At 36.0% G+C, this 19,230-nt stretch carries 16 protein-coding genes; 12 read left to right on the top strand and 4 right to left on the bottom strand.

What is annotated here, in order from left to right; all coding sequences use genetic code 11:
- Positions 1 to 139: 139 nt before the first annotated feature.
- A complete protein-coding gene (locus tag H5T45_05520) occupies positions 140 to 541 on the top strand; it encodes a hypothetical protein (protein MBC7129171.1) in 402 nt (133 codons plus the stop codon).
- A 34-nt stretch (positions 542 to 575) separates the two neighbouring features.
- On the opposite strand, the gene H5T45_05525 is transcribed toward H5T45_05520, so the two are convergent.
- A complete protein-coding gene (locus H5T45_05525) occupies positions 576 to 1,436 on the bottom strand; it encodes an NERD domain-containing protein (GenBank protein ID MBC7129172.1) in 861 nt (286 codons plus the stop codon).
- A 254-nt stretch (positions 1,437 to 1,690) separates the two neighbouring features.
- Here H5T45_05525 and H5T45_05530 point away from each other — a divergent pair, with 254 nt between their 5' ends.
- Positions 1,691 to 2,119, top strand: a complete 429-nt coding sequence (locus H5T45_05530) for a hypothetical protein (protein MBC7129173.1) — start codon at positions 1,691 to 1,693, stop codon at positions 2,117 to 2,119.
- Positions 2,120 to 2,128: 9 nt separating this feature from the next.
- Here H5T45_05530 and H5T45_05535 read toward each other — a convergent pair whose 3' ends face one another.
- Complete coding sequence (locus H5T45_05535; GenBank protein ID MBC7129174.1) at positions 2,129 to 5,263, bottom strand: N-6 DNA methylase; 3,135 nt, start codon at positions 5,261 to 5,263, stop codon at positions 2,129 to 2,131.
- Between the two features lie 678 nt (positions 5,264 to 5,941).
- On the opposite strand from H5T45_05535, the gene H5T45_05540 reads away from it, so the two are divergent.
- The 4 genes from H5T45_05540 to H5T45_05555 all read left to right on the top strand — a co-directional run bounded on the left by H5T45_05540 (position 5,942) and on the right by H5T45_05555 (position 11,800).
- Entirely contained in the window at positions 5,942 to 9,322 is a 3,381-nt protein-coding gene (locus H5T45_05540) for a hypothetical protein (protein ID MBC7129175.1), read from the top strand.
- Between the two features lie 267 nt (positions 9,323 to 9,589).
- Positions 9,590 to 10,678 carry an AAA family ATPase gene (locus H5T45_05545; protein ID MBC7129176.1) on the top strand — a complete coding sequence of 363 codons (1,089 nt, stop codon included), beginning with the start codon at positions 9,590 to 9,592 and terminating at the stop codon, positions 10,676 to 10,678.
- A 285-nt stretch (positions 10,679 to 10,963) separates the two neighbouring features.
- A complete protein-coding gene (locus H5T45_05550) occupies positions 10,964 to 11,470 on the top strand; it encodes an ERF family protein (GenBank protein ID MBC7129177.1) in 507 nt (168 codons plus the stop codon).
- A 6-nt stretch (positions 11,471 to 11,476) separates the two neighbouring features.
- Positions 11,477 to 11,800: a hypothetical protein gene (locus H5T45_05555; protein MBC7129178.1), complete on the top strand. Its 324-nt coding sequence runs from the start codon at positions 11,477 to 11,479 to the stop codon at positions 11,798 to 11,800.
- Positions 11,801 to 11,820: 20 nt separating this feature from the next.
- On the opposite strand, the gene H5T45_05560 is transcribed toward H5T45_05555, so the two are convergent.
- Both H5T45_05560 and H5T45_05565 read right to left on the bottom strand, forming a co-directional pair.
- A complete protein-coding gene (locus tag H5T45_05560) occupies positions 11,821 to 12,735 on the bottom strand; it encodes a hypothetical protein (GenBank protein MBC7129179.1) in 915 nt (304 codons plus the stop codon).
- Positions 12,736 to 12,970: 235 nt separating this feature from the next.
- On the bottom strand, positions 12,971 to 13,138 hold the full coding sequence (locus H5T45_05565) for a hypothetical protein (protein MBC7129180.1): 168 nt from the start codon (positions 13,136 to 13,138) through the stop codon (positions 12,971 to 12,973).
- Positions 13,139 to 13,612: 474 nt separating this feature from the next.
- Here H5T45_05565 and H5T45_05570 point away from each other — a divergent pair, with 474 nt between their 5' ends.
- The 6 genes from H5T45_05570 to H5T45_05595 form a co-directional block, all read left to right on the top strand.
- A complete protein-coding gene (locus H5T45_05570; protein MBC7129181.1) occupies positions 13,613 to 13,813 on the top strand; it encodes a hypothetical protein in 201 nt (66 codons plus the stop codon).
- Positions 13,810 to 14,049: a hypothetical protein gene (locus H5T45_05575; GenBank protein ID MBC7129182.1), complete on the top strand. Its 240-nt coding sequence runs from the start codon at positions 13,810 to 13,812 to the stop codon at positions 14,047 to 14,049. The genes H5T45_05570 and H5T45_05575 overlap by 4 nt, the downstream gene beginning before the upstream one ends.
- A 133-nt stretch (positions 14,050 to 14,182) precedes the next feature.
- Positions 14,183 to 15,661 carry a hypothetical protein gene (locus tag H5T45_05580; GenBank protein MBC7129183.1) on the top strand — a complete coding sequence of 493 codons (1,479 nt, stop codon included), beginning with the start codon at positions 14,183 to 14,185 and terminating at the stop codon, positions 15,659 to 15,661.
- A 799-nt stretch (positions 15,662 to 16,460) separates the two neighbouring features.
- Complete coding sequence (locus tag H5T45_05585) at positions 16,461 to 17,036, top strand: hypothetical protein (protein ID MBC7129184.1); 576 nt, start codon at positions 16,461 to 16,463, stop codon at positions 17,034 to 17,036.
- Between the two features lie 181 nt (positions 17,037 to 17,217).
- The gene (locus tag H5T45_05590; protein ID MBC7129185.1) at positions 17,218 to 17,925 is read left to right on the top strand and encodes a metal-dependent hydrolase; all 708 of its coding nucleotides are present in this window, start codon (positions 17,218 to 17,220) and stop codon (positions 17,923 to 17,925) included.
- A 481-nt stretch (positions 17,926 to 18,406) separates the two neighbouring features.
- The coding region (locus H5T45_05595; GenBank protein ID MBC7129186.1) for a DUF11 domain-containing protein at positions 18,407 to 19,230 on the top strand (824 nt) is incomplete at its 3' end.

Below are 19,230 nucleotides of genomic sequence, written 5' to 3' on the forward strand. Positions count from 1 at the left end.
ACAACCAATACCATATAATCAACACATCTATGTTTATACCCGCCCCCCCCAACATATTATTAGCCGCCCCGGACCTTCAGCGTGGGCGCGGGAATTATTATTTTTTCCCCCAAGAAACAAACAAAGGAGGCCCGTTATCATGTCTGATAGTATTGAAAATTTTCAAAGGGCAAGAAAAATTACGGAAATCAGAAATGAACTCAGAGAATATGACTTTGAAATGAGATTACTAAGGGATGCTGAAATGCATCTTGCAATAGCAGGCGACGGCGAAGCAATTTACTTATTCATGATACTACTACCATATCAGGAAAAATTCAAAATACTGAAAAGACACATTTGGAAGTTCAAAACACTAACCTACAAATTCAAGGCAAGGCCATATCTTGTCACATATAATGTTATGACAGCATTTTACCCGCTACATGCACTTGAAGATGCTGGAAAATACTTTGTTTTGGATACAGAAAAATCGAAAGGGATGATGTTTTCTTTTGGTACGATAGTATCAGAGCAATTACAAGAGAGACTCGCAGTTTAATCTTTTCATTATTTTAATTATTTTTTGAAAGGTGTTACATGAATGAAATCTCTGCACTGTACGGGCCGATTACCTCTATGGACTCTTCCTTGAAATTTTTTGTGAGTCTTCCCTTCTTGTTTGTGATGAACTCTGGTATTTCTTGCGGTTGTAAAATTGTATAGTATTCTGTTTTTATTCTTAAGGGCCTTTGGCCTACGAGAGCGACAATGGCATGAACCCAAGGTCTCCTGGTACCAATATTTTTTATTAAGAAGTTCCTTAAAGCCACTGCGTTGGCTTTTGCCTGCCTACCAGGTCTTCTAGTTACTTTTTTCCATTTTGGGTTTAATATGCTGCCCTCTTTCAAGTACCACTCATCTCCTTTTATGAGGTATTCACCTTCGTAATTTTTAGTTTCAACTACGAAGATCCCGTTCGATCCGATTACTACATGATCAATATTCCCTGTGTCACCAGGTAATTTCACATCATAGAAAATAAAATAACCCTCAGGTAATTTTTCTAATTCATTATTTACTATCTCTTCTCCTTCTAATCCTTTTTTCCAACTGTATCCTTCACATATACCATATATTAATATTATTATACCTGCAAATACACTGAGAATGGCCAATAAGAAGCCGTTTATTAACCAAATGAAACCTATTATGCCCATACTTACTCCTATGATCTCTATTAGTCTATAATCATAAGCTTTGTTTTCAGTGTAAGTTCTTCGCAACGTTAGGAACCTTCTTACCGGTTCTGGCTCCTGTGACCTTGCGTATTCCGAATATTCAAGTAGAGTCTCATAATATTTGAGTTTGCTTCCACAATCACAAATTTCGAATATCTCCTCTTCATCCTCAATTGGATAAAAAGTATCACAATTGTCACATATCAAATAGGGCATTAAAATCAAGCCCCCCACAATCCGCATTATTGTTCAAGTCACTCTTAAAACTTCTTTTTAACAGCATATACAATAGACTATTGTAACCTGCCAATAGACTACAATAGACTCTACAATAATCTACTGTAACATACCAATAGAATACAGTAGACCACCAATAGACTACAATAAACACCCAAATAATATCTAGTAGACTATCCATAATCTACAATAGACTACAATATTATATTGTAGAATCTACAATAGACTACAATATGAAATATTTAAGTTCCACAATCAAATGTTATGAACGTAAATACAAACGTAAAGGCCGCCAATACACCACCACACAATATACAATCAACCTCAGAAAAGAAGAAGTCGAATCACAAGACTTCAAATGCGACGAAGAAATATGCATACTCCCAAAACCAGAATTCAAAGAACTAATAGAAACCCACCAAAAACATCAAAAGATACTAGAAGAAAACAGACAACTAACAAAACAACTAGGCCAAATACAAGCCGACTATGACAAATTAAAAAATGAATACAGGCACCTAGAAGAAGTGTACAAAAAGAGGGAAAAACAAATCAGCCACTTAGAAAATGAAGTAGAAAGACTACAAAACAGAGGAATATTCGAAATCATCCTAGAAAAATTGACAAAGAGAAAAGCAATAGAAAAACCAAAAAAAGAATGATCTTTCGGTTCATTCTAAAATCTTCGATTCTAAAATCAATTCATCTATCTCTCTAATATACCCTCCAAGATATTTCTCTCTAATCTTATCTCGCAATTGCCATGAAACACCCTTTACATCAAGCCCACTTTTTATCCTATTTAATTCTTCGTGACACTTTTTACTTAATAGAGCCAGTTTTTTATGAACTCCATTTCTCTCATCAAATCTAGGGATAGGAAACATTAAATGCGTTCTACTTATATGTCGTTCACCATAACTGCCCCTCGCCTGTAATGGTTTTTTAAGTTCATTCAATACATTAGAATTGAAAATAGCGTTAATATAATGTGCCTCTGTCTCACTAGAAGTTGCATAAAAATAGCTTGTGTAATCAACTACAAATCCACTAGGTTTGATTTTCTTGTTGAATTTTAATTTTTCAATTTCGCTTGTGTTGATCACACAAGAATAAATGTTAGTTCCACTACTATTATATAGTACTATGTGTTTGGCCTCAGGATTTTGCGAACTCAACTTGTTACGGTAATTTAAATATGTAATCACTCTCGGATGCTCTTTTAAGTTTCTCTCTGTGGCGTTACTTATCCATGATTTTTGTGCTTTTTCTAGCCATTGGGCCATTTGAGAATATCCTCTGTCTCTTAAAGCATTTGTGTCAAGAATTTCATATCCTCTACTGGTAGGTATTATTGGGAGTACCACTGGAGAAAGTTTGAAATAACCAAAGGGAAGCAGATCTTTACTTAATAAGGTTGCATATATAAACTTTTCTTCAACTTTGCCTTTTATTGAACCCCAATCTTTTTTTTGATTTTTTAATGCGTCTTCTGATGATCTACAAAAAGGTTTTCTCGGATCTATACCAAATCTAGGATGACTGATAAAATCTATGAACCAAAATGGCCTTGGTACTATCGTCGCGCCTTGTTTAAATCTCTCGTAATACCAGCTCTTTTTACCACTTAAGACTAATGGATAATATTGATCTTTTTTAAAAGATAGGTAATGTTCTGCTTCTGTCAGTTTTATGTTCTTTTTGGGTAACTTACCCTCGAATTTTATGAGTGGGACGGGATACTCTGTCTTCTTTTCCTTGAGGGCTACGAGAACACATGAAGGCACATTAAAGAGTGGCTTTACATCTTCCAGATCAAATATTCTAAGGAGTTTCATTGAAGGCTTAAATTCGAATCTTTGGAATCTTTTATGCTGTTCTGCTCCGGTTAAAACGCTTCTTGGCATTACAAAGCTTATTACACCATTCTCCTTGAGGTATGACTTGCTGGCTTCAGAGAAAAAGAGCGTGGCCATTTCCATGTGGGTGAAGAGTTCTGTATCTTGTGAAGTAAGTAAACCAGCATTTAATATTTTCTTTTTTACAAATTCTTGGTATTTTTTGTTTTCGATGTATCGCATTGCTATCCATGGAGGGTTACCGACTATAATATCGAATTTGGATTCTGAGAACATTATGGGGGCGTAGAAGTTTTTTAGGATGAAAACCCAAATAGAATCTTTTTCTTGGTCTATCAAATTTATAATGGTTTTAAATGTTGATTCTAACGACCTGAATTCATTTTCAGGTATTGATGGCATATTACGTTCAAAAGTTCTTAAGGCATCTCTTTTGTTTCTGGATCTTCTATATTCATCTATGGCTTTTTTGATTGCTTCGAAAATTTTATTAAATAAACTTTTTTTGATGAAAATATCCTTTGGTATCCTGAGACGTGCGTCATCTGCAGATACTTCATAAACTTCAAGTGTTCCTTGTCCTTTCCCTCCCTCAACGATACTAATCTGAGCTTTTGGCATTTTTATGGAATCTGCCACATATACCGGTATATTTATTTCACCCTTTCTGTACTTGATCAAGTCACCTAAAGCTATGAGATAATTGGCTCTTGCAATGACAACGGCAAGCGGATTAACATCTACCCCAACTATATTATCTAATATAAAACTTAGGAGACCTTCAGGATCTTCTCTTATTGTCTTTTTCATGATTTGGATCGCATTTGTTAGGAAGGTTCCTGAACCGCAAGCCGGGTCTAGAATCCTTGGAAAGCCACTATTGTGCTTTTTCCATGCTTTTATGGCCTCTATTAAGGTTAGTTCTGCTAGCCATTCAGGAGTATAATATTCTCCTATCCTGTGTCTCTGACCTCTTCCGATAATTTCTTCGTATATTTCTTTGAAGAAGTCTTCATCGATATCAGCAAAATTGTATATTTTTAGTTCCATTGTGAGGTCTCTGGCTAATTTTATAGCCTTGTTTTTTATTTTGGGGTCTAGGATCCATGTGAAGAAATCTTCTTCTGTTAAGTTTTCGATGCCATACAAGTCGAAATATTCACCTGATAGAACTTGTGGTATGTCATCTAGGGAGCTAGCACCATCGTTTAATTTTAGGTAGACTATTATTTTTACAAGGGTTACTAGATACGTGTTATCTATGAAAGATTCTGTTTTTGGTTCGCTTCCATATACTATTTCCATGTTTTTACGCCATAAATCAAATTTAAGTCTTATATCTTCTCTATCTCCAAGTTTATTCCAGAGTTTTTCAAGTTCATCGACGATTAAATGGTATGTCGGGCTTCCCGGCCCAAATCTTGCTTTTAGATCATGAGCCGAAGGTTTAATCTGTGATCGTGAAAACAGGAACGAATCGAACCATTTGAAGACTTCTTCTGGAGACTCTTCTTCAAGGTTTAAATGGCTTATCTTCCTAAGATCTACTACTTGATTGTCTTCGATTATTGGTAAATATGCTTCAAATTCTATGGCATCTGTTATTATCCCAATATTTTTTTCGCTGGGATCTATTTCATATAATGCCTGGAGGTACTTCTTGATTTGCCTTTTGGCGTCATCAAATTCCCTTTCTAGGTCAACTTTCATTTCAAAAACAATATCAGAAAAAATTAAATCTGCTTTCCCTCTCACACCCATTACTTTACTTCTAAGAGCTTTTTCTATACCAGGGATCAGTTCAACAAGTTTGATACCGAAAAGTTCTTCAAGAAAACGAGACAGCACCATCATTTTTGCTTGGTGCGTATTAGCCTCCTTCGCATTTATAACGGCGTCATCAATCATCTGTTTAATTTCATCCATAGATAAAGCCATTTTAACCACTGAATTTATATTGTAAATCTAAATTTTAATATATTTACAATCCACTCTAGTTTCAGTCACACACTAAATTTCGATTTGTAACAGGAATGTACCCCACCAAAGTTAATATTTTTTAAATTGATTTTTTATAAACTGGGGAGATTGGGAGAGTAGATTTCGATTTGTAATGGGAGTGTATTGCTTGGTTTAGGTTAGTCTGAGAGAGTGAATTTCGATTTGTAAGTGGGTTTCGCAGGTCGGAATATTATATATCTTATGTAACAAAATATATTATAATATGTATATAATAGTTACATAAGATATCTTCTACAAACTCTAAATCAAAAAATGATGTTTTATCTGCATTTTTTTGACATGAAATAGGATCCTCAATTTTTATTTGATTTTTTCTTGTTTTTTGTTTGTTTTTTCTGTTTTGTTTTAGAAGTTGTTCAAATCGAAATTTTGCTGGTGTTTTTACAAGTCGAAAATTTCTCCTGGGGCGGGGTTTATTCTTGTTACAAGTCGAAATTTGGTGTCTATATCTAAATGAAAAATTTTACAAATCGAAGTTCACACCATGTAAACATAATTTTACAGGTCGAAATCTTACTCTGCTTGCAATTTATGTATCATATTGAGCAATAAATTAAGACAATTTAAATAGTTTAATAAAAAAATATGTTGTGGAGGTATTTAATGAACAATAAGTTGCCTCCCATTAAATTACCGTCTAGAGTTCATAACTTATGTAGAAGTCTTGATGTTTTTTATCAAGGTTATAATCTCAATTATAAGGCCTCTGATTTGGTAAAAGGTATGTATTATGCTATGAGGCCAGAGTGCAGATCTAATCCTGATTGGATGAGCCAGGTAGCTCACACTGGTAGGGAAATTTTATACCCGTTTTTTTCAAAAGAAAGCGAGAATAATATTTTAAAAATTTTTAATAAATATATAAATGATAATAATCTTTCAAAAAAAATTGATTCTGAGGATTTCAGAGGGATCTTTAGAACTTTGAAAAGTATTTATGGGAAGTTATCAGATTTAGCACATCATTGTAGCAATCCAAAAGAATTTTCTAAAGAGGAATGTTCAAATTTTTCAGAAAAGGAGTTTGAAGAATTAATTGAAAAATTTGTCCTTACCCTCGATAGAGTTCTCAGTCTCCAGCAGCTTTACATACATAAGTTGATTGATATTATTACACAAACAAAGCCAAAAAAATCAAAAAAGAAAGATATTGAAGTAATAATAGGGATTAATTTAGATTCAAAACAGTATTTTTATGATAAGACAGAGGAACATTGGTTGAATTTTCTTTGGGAAAACGGATTTCTAGATATTTCGGGCGCTGTTGAAACATATTTGAATGGATATTTTCCACCAGAGATTGATTATATTGCTAGAGTAGCTAAAAAGAAGCCCAAAAGTATTTTAAATATCATTAAAGATTTTCCAGTGCATGATAGTGAAAGTCCTCAAATAGCAATTGATTTAATTTTAAGGATTCTGGTAAATTTACCTGCCAAATGTATTTCTTCTTTAATTAAAAAAATTAAGGAAGAACAGTGGATAAGAATGTCCAACAATTTACACGCTTTACGGTATAAAGAAATATTAACAAAATTAAACAAAAAAGAAGAATATGAGTCATTATTAGAATTTCTAAGCATAATTTTGTCTGTTAAATCGAAAGATGAAATACGGAATGAAATAGAGAAACTCAAAGGTGAAAGAGGATACTATTTCCCATACATTTGCCCTTTTTATTTTGATGATCATGAGCTTTCTTTCATGAAAGTTTTTGATCATTTGGTTGATGTTAATGATAATTTCGTTGAGAAGGCCTTTTCTTTAACTGTAAATACACTTGAAGGTGTACTGATGACTCTTAGCGACAAGAATGCTAATATAGTTTTTGAATGGGATGACGGAGGTCTCCTTTGGAGAAATGATATTTTTTCTGACAAATTAGGCCAGGTGGATTTAAGGGAATTTTACAGCATCTCAAAGTTGATTCAGACCATTAAACTTCTTAATGATAGGTTGAATCCAAAAGCAAAGTACTTGAAAGTTTATAGAAAGGTATTCCAATTGCCAGATAGTCAATTATCATGGCGCTTGAAACTTTACATCACAGCATCAAATCCAAATATTTTCAAAGAAGAACTCAAAGATTGCCTTTTTAGGCTGTTTAAAACTAAAAAGTATAATCAAATCATTTTGGACGAATATTTGGCTTGTTTAGAAAAGGGATTCCAATATCTCCCTAAGACCACAAAGTACAAATATTTAAACAGAGTTCTTGAATATTTCAGTAGTTTTAACGATGAAAGAGGTTTGATATACGCTTCTGCTATACTTTCTCGGATTAAAACTAATTTCAACAAATTAGAATTTGAAATTAAGGTTAATGGAGCGGGTTTTTCAACAAATCATCAAGATTTACCAAAAATAAAAACCAGATTAGGTGTTGTAAGACCAAAAGGGCCAATTACACAAGAGGAGTTCTCTAGACTACCAATTGAGACTATAGTTGATAAACTGCGTAATGAATGGTCTCCACAAACTTTATCCAAAAAGAATGAACCGAGAAATTTTCTTAGACCTATAAATACTGAAGGTGTTATTAAATTAATTAAGAATGATCTCAAAAAAAGATTGGACAGTTACTTAGTTAATTCAAGCTTATTTTTTGATCCAGAGGGCCTTCACTCAGCATATACATATGGTTTTATTGAAGGATTGGTTGAGGTGATTGAAGAAGGTAAAGAAAGCAAACTAAAAGATTATTCAGGATATTTAATTGATTTTTTACTTAAAATTAAAAAATATGGGGAACATCGTTCATTTAAAGATCAAAAGCATGATTATTGGAATTTTACATGGAGGGAAGTTCATTTACGTTTATGCGATCTATTAAGTAAAATATTAAAAAAATGCCCCGAGATAATTGACCTTGATAAGAATCACGTTCATGTTTTGGATTTAATAAATTATCTTTTAAATTATCCAGATCCTAATCCACAAGATGAAAATGAAAAAAATGTAAGGCACCAAGGCATTTATCGTGCAAACTCTTCTTTCTTTATAGCTATAAATTCTGTTAGAGGAAGAGCGTTTGAATGCATGGTTAATTACGTATCACTCAAGGGTAAAATTCCAGATGAAATAAAAGAAATGTACAAATCCCTTTTAAAGCAAGAAAACACCCGTTCAATAATGTTTTTGTTCGGTTATTACTTCCCTTTTTTCTATTTCAAAGATATTAAATGGATAAAAAAACAAATTGGTAAGATCTTTAGGAAAGAAGATTTCAATTTATTTATTTCAGCTTGGGAGGGCTATCTCAAAGGAGTAATGGATTTAGGTTTACATAAAGATATGTTCTTTGATTCTGTTTTACAGAAATTATATGAGCACTGTGTTGATTTGACTGATTTACCATCGGATCGGGAATATGATCTTGATCCACGTGAAGGCCTTGCTCAACATTTAGCTCTTGCTTACGTATTTTTTGACTCCTTTGATTTTGGACACAAACTCTTTGATAAATTTTTGAATAAAAGTGACCATGAGCAGATTAGTTATTTTGTGAAAAAAATCGGGCTTATTTTGAACTATAATCCCCCTATTAAATCAAAGGAAAAGCTAAAGAGACTGTGGGACTGGATGCTCGAACATTATGAGGATAAAACAATTTTTGAAGGATTTGATTTTTGGATCCATCCAGAATTCTTTGAAGCATGTTGGCTGGCCAGGAGACTAAAGAAAATTTTGAGAAAAACAAACGGGCACATGGAAATATTTAGACTTGAGGAATCAATTGTTGAACTTGCAAAAAAATGTCCTGAAGGAACTCTTGATGTAATACATTTGTTCCTAGAAGGAATCATCAAAAGAAGGAATGAAGGTTACTTTTTAATTATAAAAAAGGATGACAGTTGGTATGAAGCCATGAAGGTCATATATAATTCAAATGAAGAAAACAAAGAAAAATGTGAAAAAGTCATAAGTGACCTCATTGAAAAGGGGTCTCGAGATTTCTGGGCTTTAAAGCAAATAGTAGATTAATTGTGAGCGTCAGTACAAATGTATTTGCTTTCATTTTATGGGAATATTTGGTTTGTTCCTTGATACTTTATAACTTGTTCAACTGAAGCATGGAGTAAGGTTTAACTTATTACAATTCGAAATTTGGTGTCAATATCTTGGGGAGGAATTAGCTCTTGTTACAAGAGTAATACTTGTTTTCAAATCGAAACATATATTAAAAATGAAAAAATTAAAAATATGAGGACATAATTTCGATTTGTAATCCTTCGCGGAGGTGACAAAAAAATGTTTGAAAAAAGGCCTAAACTTTTCAAAAACAGGGACGTGCTCAGCCCACTTTTTGTCCCCGACACATTACAAGATAGAAAAGATGAAGTCGAAGTTATAAGCCAATATCTTGGTTATATCCTCGATGGGGCCACACCACCAGATCTTTTGATAGTAGGACCTACAGGTTCTGGTAAAACCGTTACAACGAGGTATGTTTTGAATGAACTTGAAAAACACACAGATTCTTTGATAAAATATGTTACAGCTGAGGGAACAGCATATCAAGTTGCTACTGCTATAGCAGACACTGCAAAACGCGGTTTTGGGTTCATGGATGTAATAGATAAAATACGCGAAAAAGTCGAAGATAGAAAGGCGATATTTGTACTTGATGAAGTTGATAAGGTGTTGGCAAAAGATGGTGACAGGTTACTCTATCATCTTTCCAGGGAACCCAACATTTGCATTGTGGCCCTTTCCAACAAGCTTACGGTTATGGACATGATTGACGATCCTAGGGTTTTATCATCCTTTAAACCAAGGAAGATCAATTTTCCGCCGTATAATGCACCACAGTTAGTGGAAATTTTAGAATACAGAGCAGAAAAGGCATTCAATCCTGGAGTGCTCGAAGAAGGGGTCATACAATTATGCGCGGCCTTGGCAGCTCAACGAAATGGTGACGCAAGATATGCCTTAGATCTTCTTAGTTTTGCTGCGGATATAGCGATAAGGAATAAACAGGACAAAGTCACGGAAAATGATGTTAGATATGCGCAGGATGAAGTTGAGGTTGAATTTATAAGAAGGAGCATAGCTGAGCTCAGAGAAAACCAAAAATTACTGTTATATGCTGTTCTAACATCCAATGAAAAAACTCCAACAAAAATATACAAAATCTACAACAACCTCGCAAGACAATATGGAAGCAACAACCTCACACAAAGAAGACTCTCCCAATTATTACGGGAACTGGAACTTTACGGCCTGGTAGAAATTGAAATCATCGGCCGCGGCCGCGGAAAAGGCGTAAGATGGCTTGTAACACCATCGTCGACAATTGATGACGATGTGATGTTGGAGGCTATTCGCAGGTCTTTGTAGTCTTCTCCCCCCTTTTCTTCTCTCCCCTCTCCCCGGGCCCCTCTCCCCTCTCTTCTTTTCCCCCATATTTTTTTCATCTCTCCCTTTTTTTGGGAGCCATGCACGAAAACGAAAAAATTTTCCCTTTATATATGGGTAAGAACAGATGATTTTTTAGGGGGTGGGGGGCTATTTTTTTGCGTCACCTCCGCGAATCGATGCAAAAAGCCCCTTCCCCCACATATTTTTTTCCAAGGGTAGAGAATTTTTTTCTCTTAAAAGTGTCTTATGTAACAAAGTATATATATGACATGTTACATAAGATATTATGGGAACCATGGGCGACTTGCCCTGCGCGGAGGTGACATAAAAATGGAAGAAATGGAAAATAGGAAGAATCTTGTACGGGCACTTCTTGAAGTGCAAAAAGAAATAAGAAACCCTAAAAACACGGAAATAAACCCATACTACAGGAGCAAATACGCTCCACTACCAGACATTCTGAATCTTGTAAGGCCACTCTTGGCAAAAAATGGGCTTGTGCTTTACCAGGATGTTGGATCCACACCTGAAGGAGTTGTATGTGTGCGGACACATCTCATACATGAAAGCGGGGAATCATTGAAGACAAGTCCACTCTACATGAAAGTAGAAACAAAGGGTAAGGGATCACCACAATCAGTGGGATCCGCAATAACCTACGCAAGAAGATACCAAATCCTTGCATTATTAGGGATTGCAAGCGAAGATGACGACGCCAACCTCGCATCACGGCCACGACCAACAACAACACCAAGACCCAACCATAGGTGAATAAGGATGGTTATCAAAACTTTCAGGGATATTGTGGACAGGCAGAAAAGCATAGAAAAGTTAGAGGAGATGAAAGAGTACATTGAAAAGAGAATCCAAGAACTCCAAGAATCTAAGACAAGTAAAAAGGAAGTTAAGACGAGAGAAGTAGTTCGATCAATAACATACCAACTTGAAAAAGTAAAGTGTGGTAAAGAAGGATGCACAAAGTGTCCCCATGGCCCATACTGGTATGCTTATTGGCGTGAAGGCGAGAAGGTCAAATCGAAGTATATCGGAAAAAAACTCGGAAAGGAGAAAATTATACCTGTTCAGCCCCCCAATGATTAGTAGCTTCGAATGCGCTGGATTTATTTCATGTTGTTGGGATGTGAAATGTCAATTCTCGCGTGTTCTTGTGGTGCTGTAGTGTAGAATGTTGAACAATGTACTAGGCAACCTGATTTTGTCAGTTTAATTCTGGCAAGCTTTTTGTAAAAAATTGGTATTTTCTTTGCTGGTTCTGGATTAGGTTTTTTAAAATAATCTTTAATGTGTAATTTGTTTTCGTTTAGCAGGTAAATAGTGTTTGCTGGAACATGTTTTGATGGTAAAATAGGTATTGAGGTTCCTGTATAAGGTTTAAGGGTCATGACTTCCAAGTTTGGGATCGCTTCAATTTCTCTATAAATTTTTTCTTTTCTCATTTCTTTGAAAATTTCTCCTGTCACTTTTATGCCTGATAATGCTAAAGTTGGCCTGGTAATTTCTGCAATATCATAGATTACATCCATTATTTTGTCTAATATTGGTGTTTTTGAGTTTTCACTGGTTACGGTGAATCTCATTGACTTTGGTATTATTTCTTCGAGACCTTTGAAAGCTTTTGAAGGCGCTCCTTGTATAATAGCTTTTTCTTTTGATTTTCTGATTTCCATGATTCCATTTGGAACTTCTTGTTTAAGGTATTCAATGATTTCTGCATTGCTTCGGCCCAATACAGGTATTTCGAGCGGATGTTTAAAATCTGACATCCTTGCTGTTATCCGTTCATAATATTTTGGTTTGGGTGGTTCTTCACCTTCTGCTATTATCCGAGCTGTGCTTTTCTGAATTTCTCTTGAAATCTCCAGGATGTGAGTAGTTGAAATTCTTTCTTGGTGTTCGAGTCTTGTTAAGAAAGGACACTCGTTGACATTTCTTGCTGTTATTTCTCTATTGTATTCTATTAGCCCCTCAAATTCTTCATCTTCTGCAATATTTCTTATTGCTTCTTCAAGTTTCATAATATCCCCACATAGTCCTTTTTGACCGATTTTTGGCATAAAAAATTTTTCTAAATTAAATGGAGGAAGTTTCTAATTTTTAGGTTTTCTTTTAGTTCCCCGAGGGAAAAAAAATATTATAGGACTGGTACGATATTTTAAATGTAAAGGGATTTCAGGTTTCACCTCACGCCATTTTTTAAATGTAAATAAAGTTTTCAACTTCCCGTTAAAAATTCCTTTATCCCCACGTTCTTTATTCAGTTTCTTCTTCAAGTTTCTTCAAGGCGATAGCCCTTTTTAGGGCCTCTTTTTTTCTGATGATCATGTTTTTTATCACGTTTTTTACTGCTGTGGTTTTTACCTTTTCTAAGTCTTCTTCGAGTTCTCTTATCTCTTTTTTTAATCTTTCTATTTTATCCATACCCGGCACCTCCCCCTATAGTCATAGGGGTATAACAGTATAAAGTATTATATGGTGTAGTGTATATATAAATGTTAGTTTAGGGTTACCTTGGGAGAGGGGGACTTTTGCCTTTTGAATGCGTGACCTTTGCTCCGCTCCGGTCACGGTGGGATGCGCCTTCGCTTGCGCTTCGGCACAAAAAACAACAATAAATGAAAAGAAGATTTCATGTGAAACATGGCCAGCTTTCTATGTCTTCCATTTTTTTGTTGTAAGGTGGCAGGGGGTTGTGAGTTGCTTTTTCGGTGTCTTATGTAACGCATTGTGGATGTATTTAGTTACATAAGATTTTTTTGATTAGGGACCGCACCTTCTTCCAATTTGTGATTTGGAGGGTGGGAACCGAAAAGTTTATATATAGAGTACTATATACTATATGGTAGTGGGGTAGTGGTATAGTACCACTATCCCATAAAGCGGAGGTGACGCAAAATGAGAATATCCGAAATGAAAAAAATACTAAAACAAAACGCAAAAAAAGACTATCGCCTCATTGCAGCGATAGAAGAACTAGAAAGAATAGAAGAAAGAATAAAAGACCTAAGAAACGCACTCAACGAAAAAGACATAATAAAAAACCCCTACTACGTAATAGGGACCGTGAAAGCAATATCAAGGGGGTTCGACTTATGAACTCCCCCCAAAAAACTTCTTCAAAGAATGAAGAAATGGATGAAATGGAAAAAATAAAAGAAAAACTCGCCAAAAAACTCAAAATCACCCCTGAACTCCTACGGGCCTCTATCATATTCGCTCAACATGGAAATCTATATGGACAAGCCATAGATGAAGAAAACGATAGAGACATATGGTTCAAAGTAGGGAAAAATGGCATTGAAATCCTCAAAATCGAATACGATCCCTACTAAACTCTTTTTTTTATGTTGAATCTAAAAGAAATCATAAACGATCTACAAAAAATTAGAAAAATATTTTTATCAAAATTTAATATAGTTTAGAAGAAAATCCCTTTAACAAGGCGAAGGATCATCGGTGATCTTGGTGGATTCTTTGGTATTTGCGAGGCGACTTTCAATTTTTTTGGGGATGATAATAGTTGGTATTTCACCTATTAAATTTTTGGATGGAGAAATTTTTAGTGCTGTGGGATTTTCTGTTGTTGGAGCTTCCATGATCCTTTTGGGTTTGGATCAAAGAAAACCCATAATACCTCTTCTTGCCTTCATTATATTGGCTGCTTTGACCTCCCCTCCTTCTTCAGGAATCCTATTTTTCATGTATGTCTTAATTTTTCTGTTTTTCTTGTTTGGGTTTTATGGTTTTGGCCAAGTCCTTGGGTATGTTGTGGGTATAGTGGCATATTGTAGTGTTGTGTCTTATTTGACTGATTTGTCACCTTCTCCAATTCTTCAGATGCCGTTCTTGGATAGTTTGTTGCATTTGTTAGCTGGTATAAGTATATTGTCCATTTACCCAAGTGAAGGTGTTGTTGCGCCGTTTCATTCGAAGTATGCTGGAGGTCAAATGGCAAGAAGCCTAATACCTTCACTTGTAACCATTATCATTATCATTGGCCCTGTTATATTATCTTTGAGGGAACACTTACCATTTCCAAGTGGGATATTCCTTCTTGCGATGGCATTGGCCACTAGCCTTATCATGATAAGTGTTGCGGTTGAGCATCTTAACAAGATGGACCAGAAGAGAGCAAAATCCCACCAAGAAGCCCTAGACGCATGGCAATTCTTTGAGGGTGTTGTGGAGAATATTGGGGATGCTATAGCAGTTTTGGACAGAAAAGGAAAAACAATATACAAGAACAAGCGAATGGAAAAACTAGACTTTAAACTTCAGGATTGCTGGGAAAGATTCAGAGATAATGCTCCTGTCCACATCAAAAAAATCAAAAAGGATAACAAGTATTTTACTGGTTGGATCATCCCACTCGACAAAGAAAAGTCCATAATATCTTTAGCAGAAATAACAGACCTTATCAGAGCACAAAAACAGCTAGAAGAAACCATAAAGGAGAAAGATGCCCTTTTAAGGGAACTACACCATCGCATCAAAAACAACCTACAAGTTATAATAAGTTTATTAAGTCTTCAAGCCCAAAGAGCAGACCCAAAAACAAAAAAGATCCTATTCGAGGTGCAAAACCGCATAAGGTCCATGGCCACAATACACGAAACACTCTACGAAACCAAAGCACATGAAATAGACATGCAGAAATACATAGAAAGACTTACAGACGGCCTCAAAACCCAACATAAAAACATAAAATTCCAAACAAAGTGCAAAGCCAAATTCAACCTAGAAACCAGCATACCACTAGCCATGCTCATCAACGAATTACTCCAACAATCCATCAAAACAAAACCCACCACAATAAAAACAGAAATACAAAAACACAAAAAAGAACACAAACTAACCATAACACACAACGGAACACAACCAGCCACCGGGGGGGGGGGGGGAAATCAGAAGCCTTCTGATAAAAGCATTAACCCAACAACTTGAAGGAAAACTACAAACAAAAAACAACCAAACCATAATAACATTCAAAGAACTAAAATACAAAAAAAGAATAATTTAAAGGACAAAAAAGCAGTGATATTTTCTGTTACGTTTGTTACATACTTTTTTTTCGAAAACACTTCCACACATACATTTTAGAAGAGAACTTCGTTATGCGTTTCTATAACGAAATAAACCCACCAAACAAAACCAACCCCAAACAAGCCATTAACCCCACCAAGCCCACCAAGGCCGGCCCTGCCCACCCACCCGCCCTATGATTAGCTGCGCCCTCGCTTCGCTCGGGCGCGGGAATTTTTTATAAATCTCGTTTATCTTATGTAACACAAATATTGATATACAAAACATGATGTTACATAAGATTCTCTGAAGAGATGCAAGATCCCCTGCCACCTTCTCCTCTTAAGTATTCATACATAAGCCATAGGGAGGATATGAAGTAAGAAGAAAAAACCCTAGTGGTGAAAAAATATTATATATATAGGTGAAACCCTGAAAATACCACCAACCTAAAAACGTGCTAAAAACTTATTTTTTTATTCTACGGCCAATAGGCTGGAAGTGTCTTAAAAGGTTGAAAAATCACCATATTATGCTGCGAATTACTTGTTTTGGTGGTTCTTTTTTTCTTTGGTGTTAAGGGGTGTCAAAGCTATTGTCGCATAATATCACCGTTGAAAAGTAATATTTGATAATACTAATTTTTGAAATCGTAAGATTTTAATATAAAATAATTAAATAATATTACCTATTTAATTTAGGGATCGCGGAGGTGAAAAGTTTGGAGAAAAAGATAATTTTGCACCTACAAGATGGTGAAAATGTTGCGATCCAGTACAAGGATGTGGAAGACTATATGGACTTGGAAACTGGCCATGAGAAGATTTTTTTGAAGCATATAAATCCTGCGAAGGAAGTGGCTTCGGAAATACTTTCAAAGTTGACTAAGACGGCAAGGAACACAATATACAAAAAGTATACGACGAACGAGATCGTGAATGAAATTAAAAAGAAAACAAAAAACACGGACACGCTCATAGTATTCAATGATCTTCAGCAGATGTCAAAGAGCACGATGCGGATCTTCTTAGACATAATAGAAAATGTGCAATTACTTTGTAGCATAAGGGGAAGGACAGAAAAGTACCACGCCAGATTGTTAAAGGATATGATAATAATCGGTGAAGATGAATTTATAGATATAACTGTCCCATTAATTATATTTGCGGGGACGGTTGCATTCCTTTTGTATCTGAGAGTGGCAATGGATTTATCGGGTCTAGTGGCTTACATCATACTTGCATCTGTATGGTTTGGGACGATAATAGCCAGAACACTGCTCTGGATCAAAAAATAAGGCGAACCGCATGAACGACATAACCCATCTCCTTCTATTACATGTCACAATCATGATAGTCTTGGGAACAGTATGGTACGCCTTCTGGTTTTATGTGGCAACAAATTGATGTTTGAGATGTTACCTCCGCGCCCTCGCTTGCGCTCGGGCGCGGGAAAGGATGAGATAAGGACGAGATAGAATGAAATGGTACACACACGCCATTTTCGCAATATTTATAGGGGCAATAATAGGCTACCTATTCAGAACAGAACTGACAATACAATTCTTCATCATCACAATTATCGCAAGTCTCATAATCGACTTCGCAGAAAAAGCACTCTTCAATGAACATCGAAGACAACTACACAACCTATTCACCATAATACCATGTATCCTGATTTATCTGTTCCTTGACATGACAATCGGCGCGGCCCTAACAGCAGGAATATTATCTCACATACTCTTAGATTGCATAACACCAACAGGATGCCGGTTTTTATGGCCATTACAAGAAAAACGCTACGGCGTACAATGGAAATACACTGGCAATAAAGCCAGGGAAAAAAGAATACTCTCAACAACCATACTCCTCGCATTACTTACCATACTAGTACTATTGCCCCACGGACCACTCACATCAGCGATAACAGCCTGGACAAACAATACAGGGCACAATTCAACAAACTCGACATACCCTAATTTTCACATAAGCATCAACAACCCCTCAAATGACATGTGGATCCATCCATTCCCAAATGGTAGCGTATTCATCGATGTCGTAAACAATGGCCAGGCCGACTATTATCCAGTTTATTACCCTGTTTACCATAAGTCCACTTACCAGGGTAGTAAGCCAACTAATGCAAATTCAACACCCCAAGAAAAAGAAGAGGAAGTGGAGGAATAGGGGATGGTGAAAAGAAAACCCAAAATAACCAAAATCCATGAAATGCTCAAAAAGATCGAACGAATATACACTAACAGAAAAATGTACACGCAAAAAGTATACATAGACGCGCGGACAGCATGCAAACTTGAAATCCTAAGCTATCTAGAAACAAGATCAAAAAGTGAAATACTGAGAAAGGCCATCAGCATATACATAGAAAAATATGAAGCTAAAAATGGCAATTTGTTAAACAAAGTGAAATATCAGTAAATGTTGCTTGAAAGTTACCTCCGCGCCCTCGCTTGCGCTCGGGCGCGGGAAATGTCCATGTATGCATTATATTTTTTTATTATCTTTTTATAATAATATTGGATTTATTCTGTTGATATGAGTTTTATTTGATCGCTCTTTTTAGAATCTGAGCCGTTTTAAGGCCTTAAAGTTTATAATACTAATTTTATAAAATATATTATCGTAAAAGGATTGGAGGTGGTAAGCTTTGAAAAAATATCCAATAGCCATCCTGCTATTAGGCCTCGCCCTGTTTATTATGACAGGTTCTGCTTCGGCGGCGGATGGCTACTTCTATGAAGTATACACAAACCAAACAACTGCCAAAGTGGGCGACCATGTCCAAATAGAGGTTGTAGTGGACACTATCCCGTCTGATCAGGGCTATAGCCTTAATAATGTGACGGTGCAGGCCTATATCACGCCACGGCTCAAAATAGAAAGCGTGAATGTTACACACGGAACATACAACAATGGCACATGGTACCTTGGAGACAACTATTACGGAGTAGCAAGCGCAACATTCTACTGCCTCGTAAACGGAACCGGAACACTCACAGGACAATTCTTCCTACGAGCCGACAACGACGAAAACAGAACAAACAACTACGCAAGAATAGACATCCAAGTACCATTCACAGACCTGAAATCAACGGCAAGAGTACCAGGTAGTCTAGCACCAGGGCAGGTGTTCAATTATACTGTCACGGTTGTGAATATGGGAGTGGAAAACGCAACCAACACAAAAATGCAAATAAACCTACCCAACAACATAGAATACCAATCCTACACAGCCACCAAAGGAACATTCAACCCACAAACAGGAATCTGGACAATTGGAACATTAGCATACGACAACGACGACAACGAAAGCGATAACCCACTCGGAGAAAACGCAACACTCACCTTGACCTTGAAGGTTAAACCAGACGCCACTGCAGGCACATACAACATCACAACCCAAACAACCTGTGACTTAAGCTTGCTCAGCGTATTCCAGGCCAGCCCAACTACTGCGCTCAGAATCACCGA

Source organism: Thermoplasmatales archaeon (genome assembly GCA_014361245.1).
Taxonomy (GTDB): domain Archaea; phylum Thermoplasmatota; class E2; order UBA202; family JdFR-43; genus JACIWB01.

Coding starts and splice junctions, on each gene's coding strand:
- H5T45_05520 (MBC7129171.1), top strand. CDS start 140: ATGTCTGATAGTATTGAAAATTTTCAAAGGGCAAGAAAAATTACGGAA.
- H5T45_05525 (MBC7129172.1), bottom strand. CDS start 1,436: ATGCCCTATTTGATATGTGACAATTGTGATACTTTTTATCCAATTGAG.
- H5T45_05530 (MBC7129173.1), top strand. CDS start 1,691: ATGAAATATTTAAGTTCCACAATCAAATGTTATGAACGTAAATACAAA.
- H5T45_05540 (MBC7129175.1), top strand. CDS start 5,942: ATGAACAATAAGTTGCCTCCCATTAAATTACCGTCTAGAGTTCATAAC.
- H5T45_05545 (MBC7129176.1), top strand. CDS start 9,590: ATGTTTGAAAAAAGGCCTAAACTTTTCAAAAACAGGGACGTGCTCAGC.
- H5T45_05550 (MBC7129177.1), top strand. CDS start 10,964: ATGACATGTTACATAAGATATTATGGGAACCATGGGCGACTTGCCCTG.
- H5T45_05555 (MBC7129178.1), top strand. CDS start 11,477: ATGGTTATCAAAACTTTCAGGGATATTGTGGACAGGCAGAAAAGCATA.
- H5T45_05560 (MBC7129179.1), bottom strand. CDS start 12,735: ATGAAACTTGAAGAAGCAATAAGAAATATTGCAGAAGATGAAGAATTT.
- H5T45_05565 (MBC7129180.1), bottom strand. CDS start 13,138: ATGGATAAAATAGAAAGATTAAAAAAAGAGATAAGAGAACTCGAAGAA.
- H5T45_05570 (MBC7129181.1), top strand. CDS start 13,613: ATGAGAATATCCGAAATGAAAAAAATACTAAAACAAAACGCAAAAAAA.
- H5T45_05575 (MBC7129182.1), top strand. CDS start 13,810: ATGAACTCCCCCCAAAAAACTTCTTCAAAGAATGAAGAAATGGATGAA.
- H5T45_05590 (MBC7129185.1), top strand. CDS start 17,218: ATGAAATGGTACACACACGCCATTTTCGCAATATTTATAGGGGCAATA.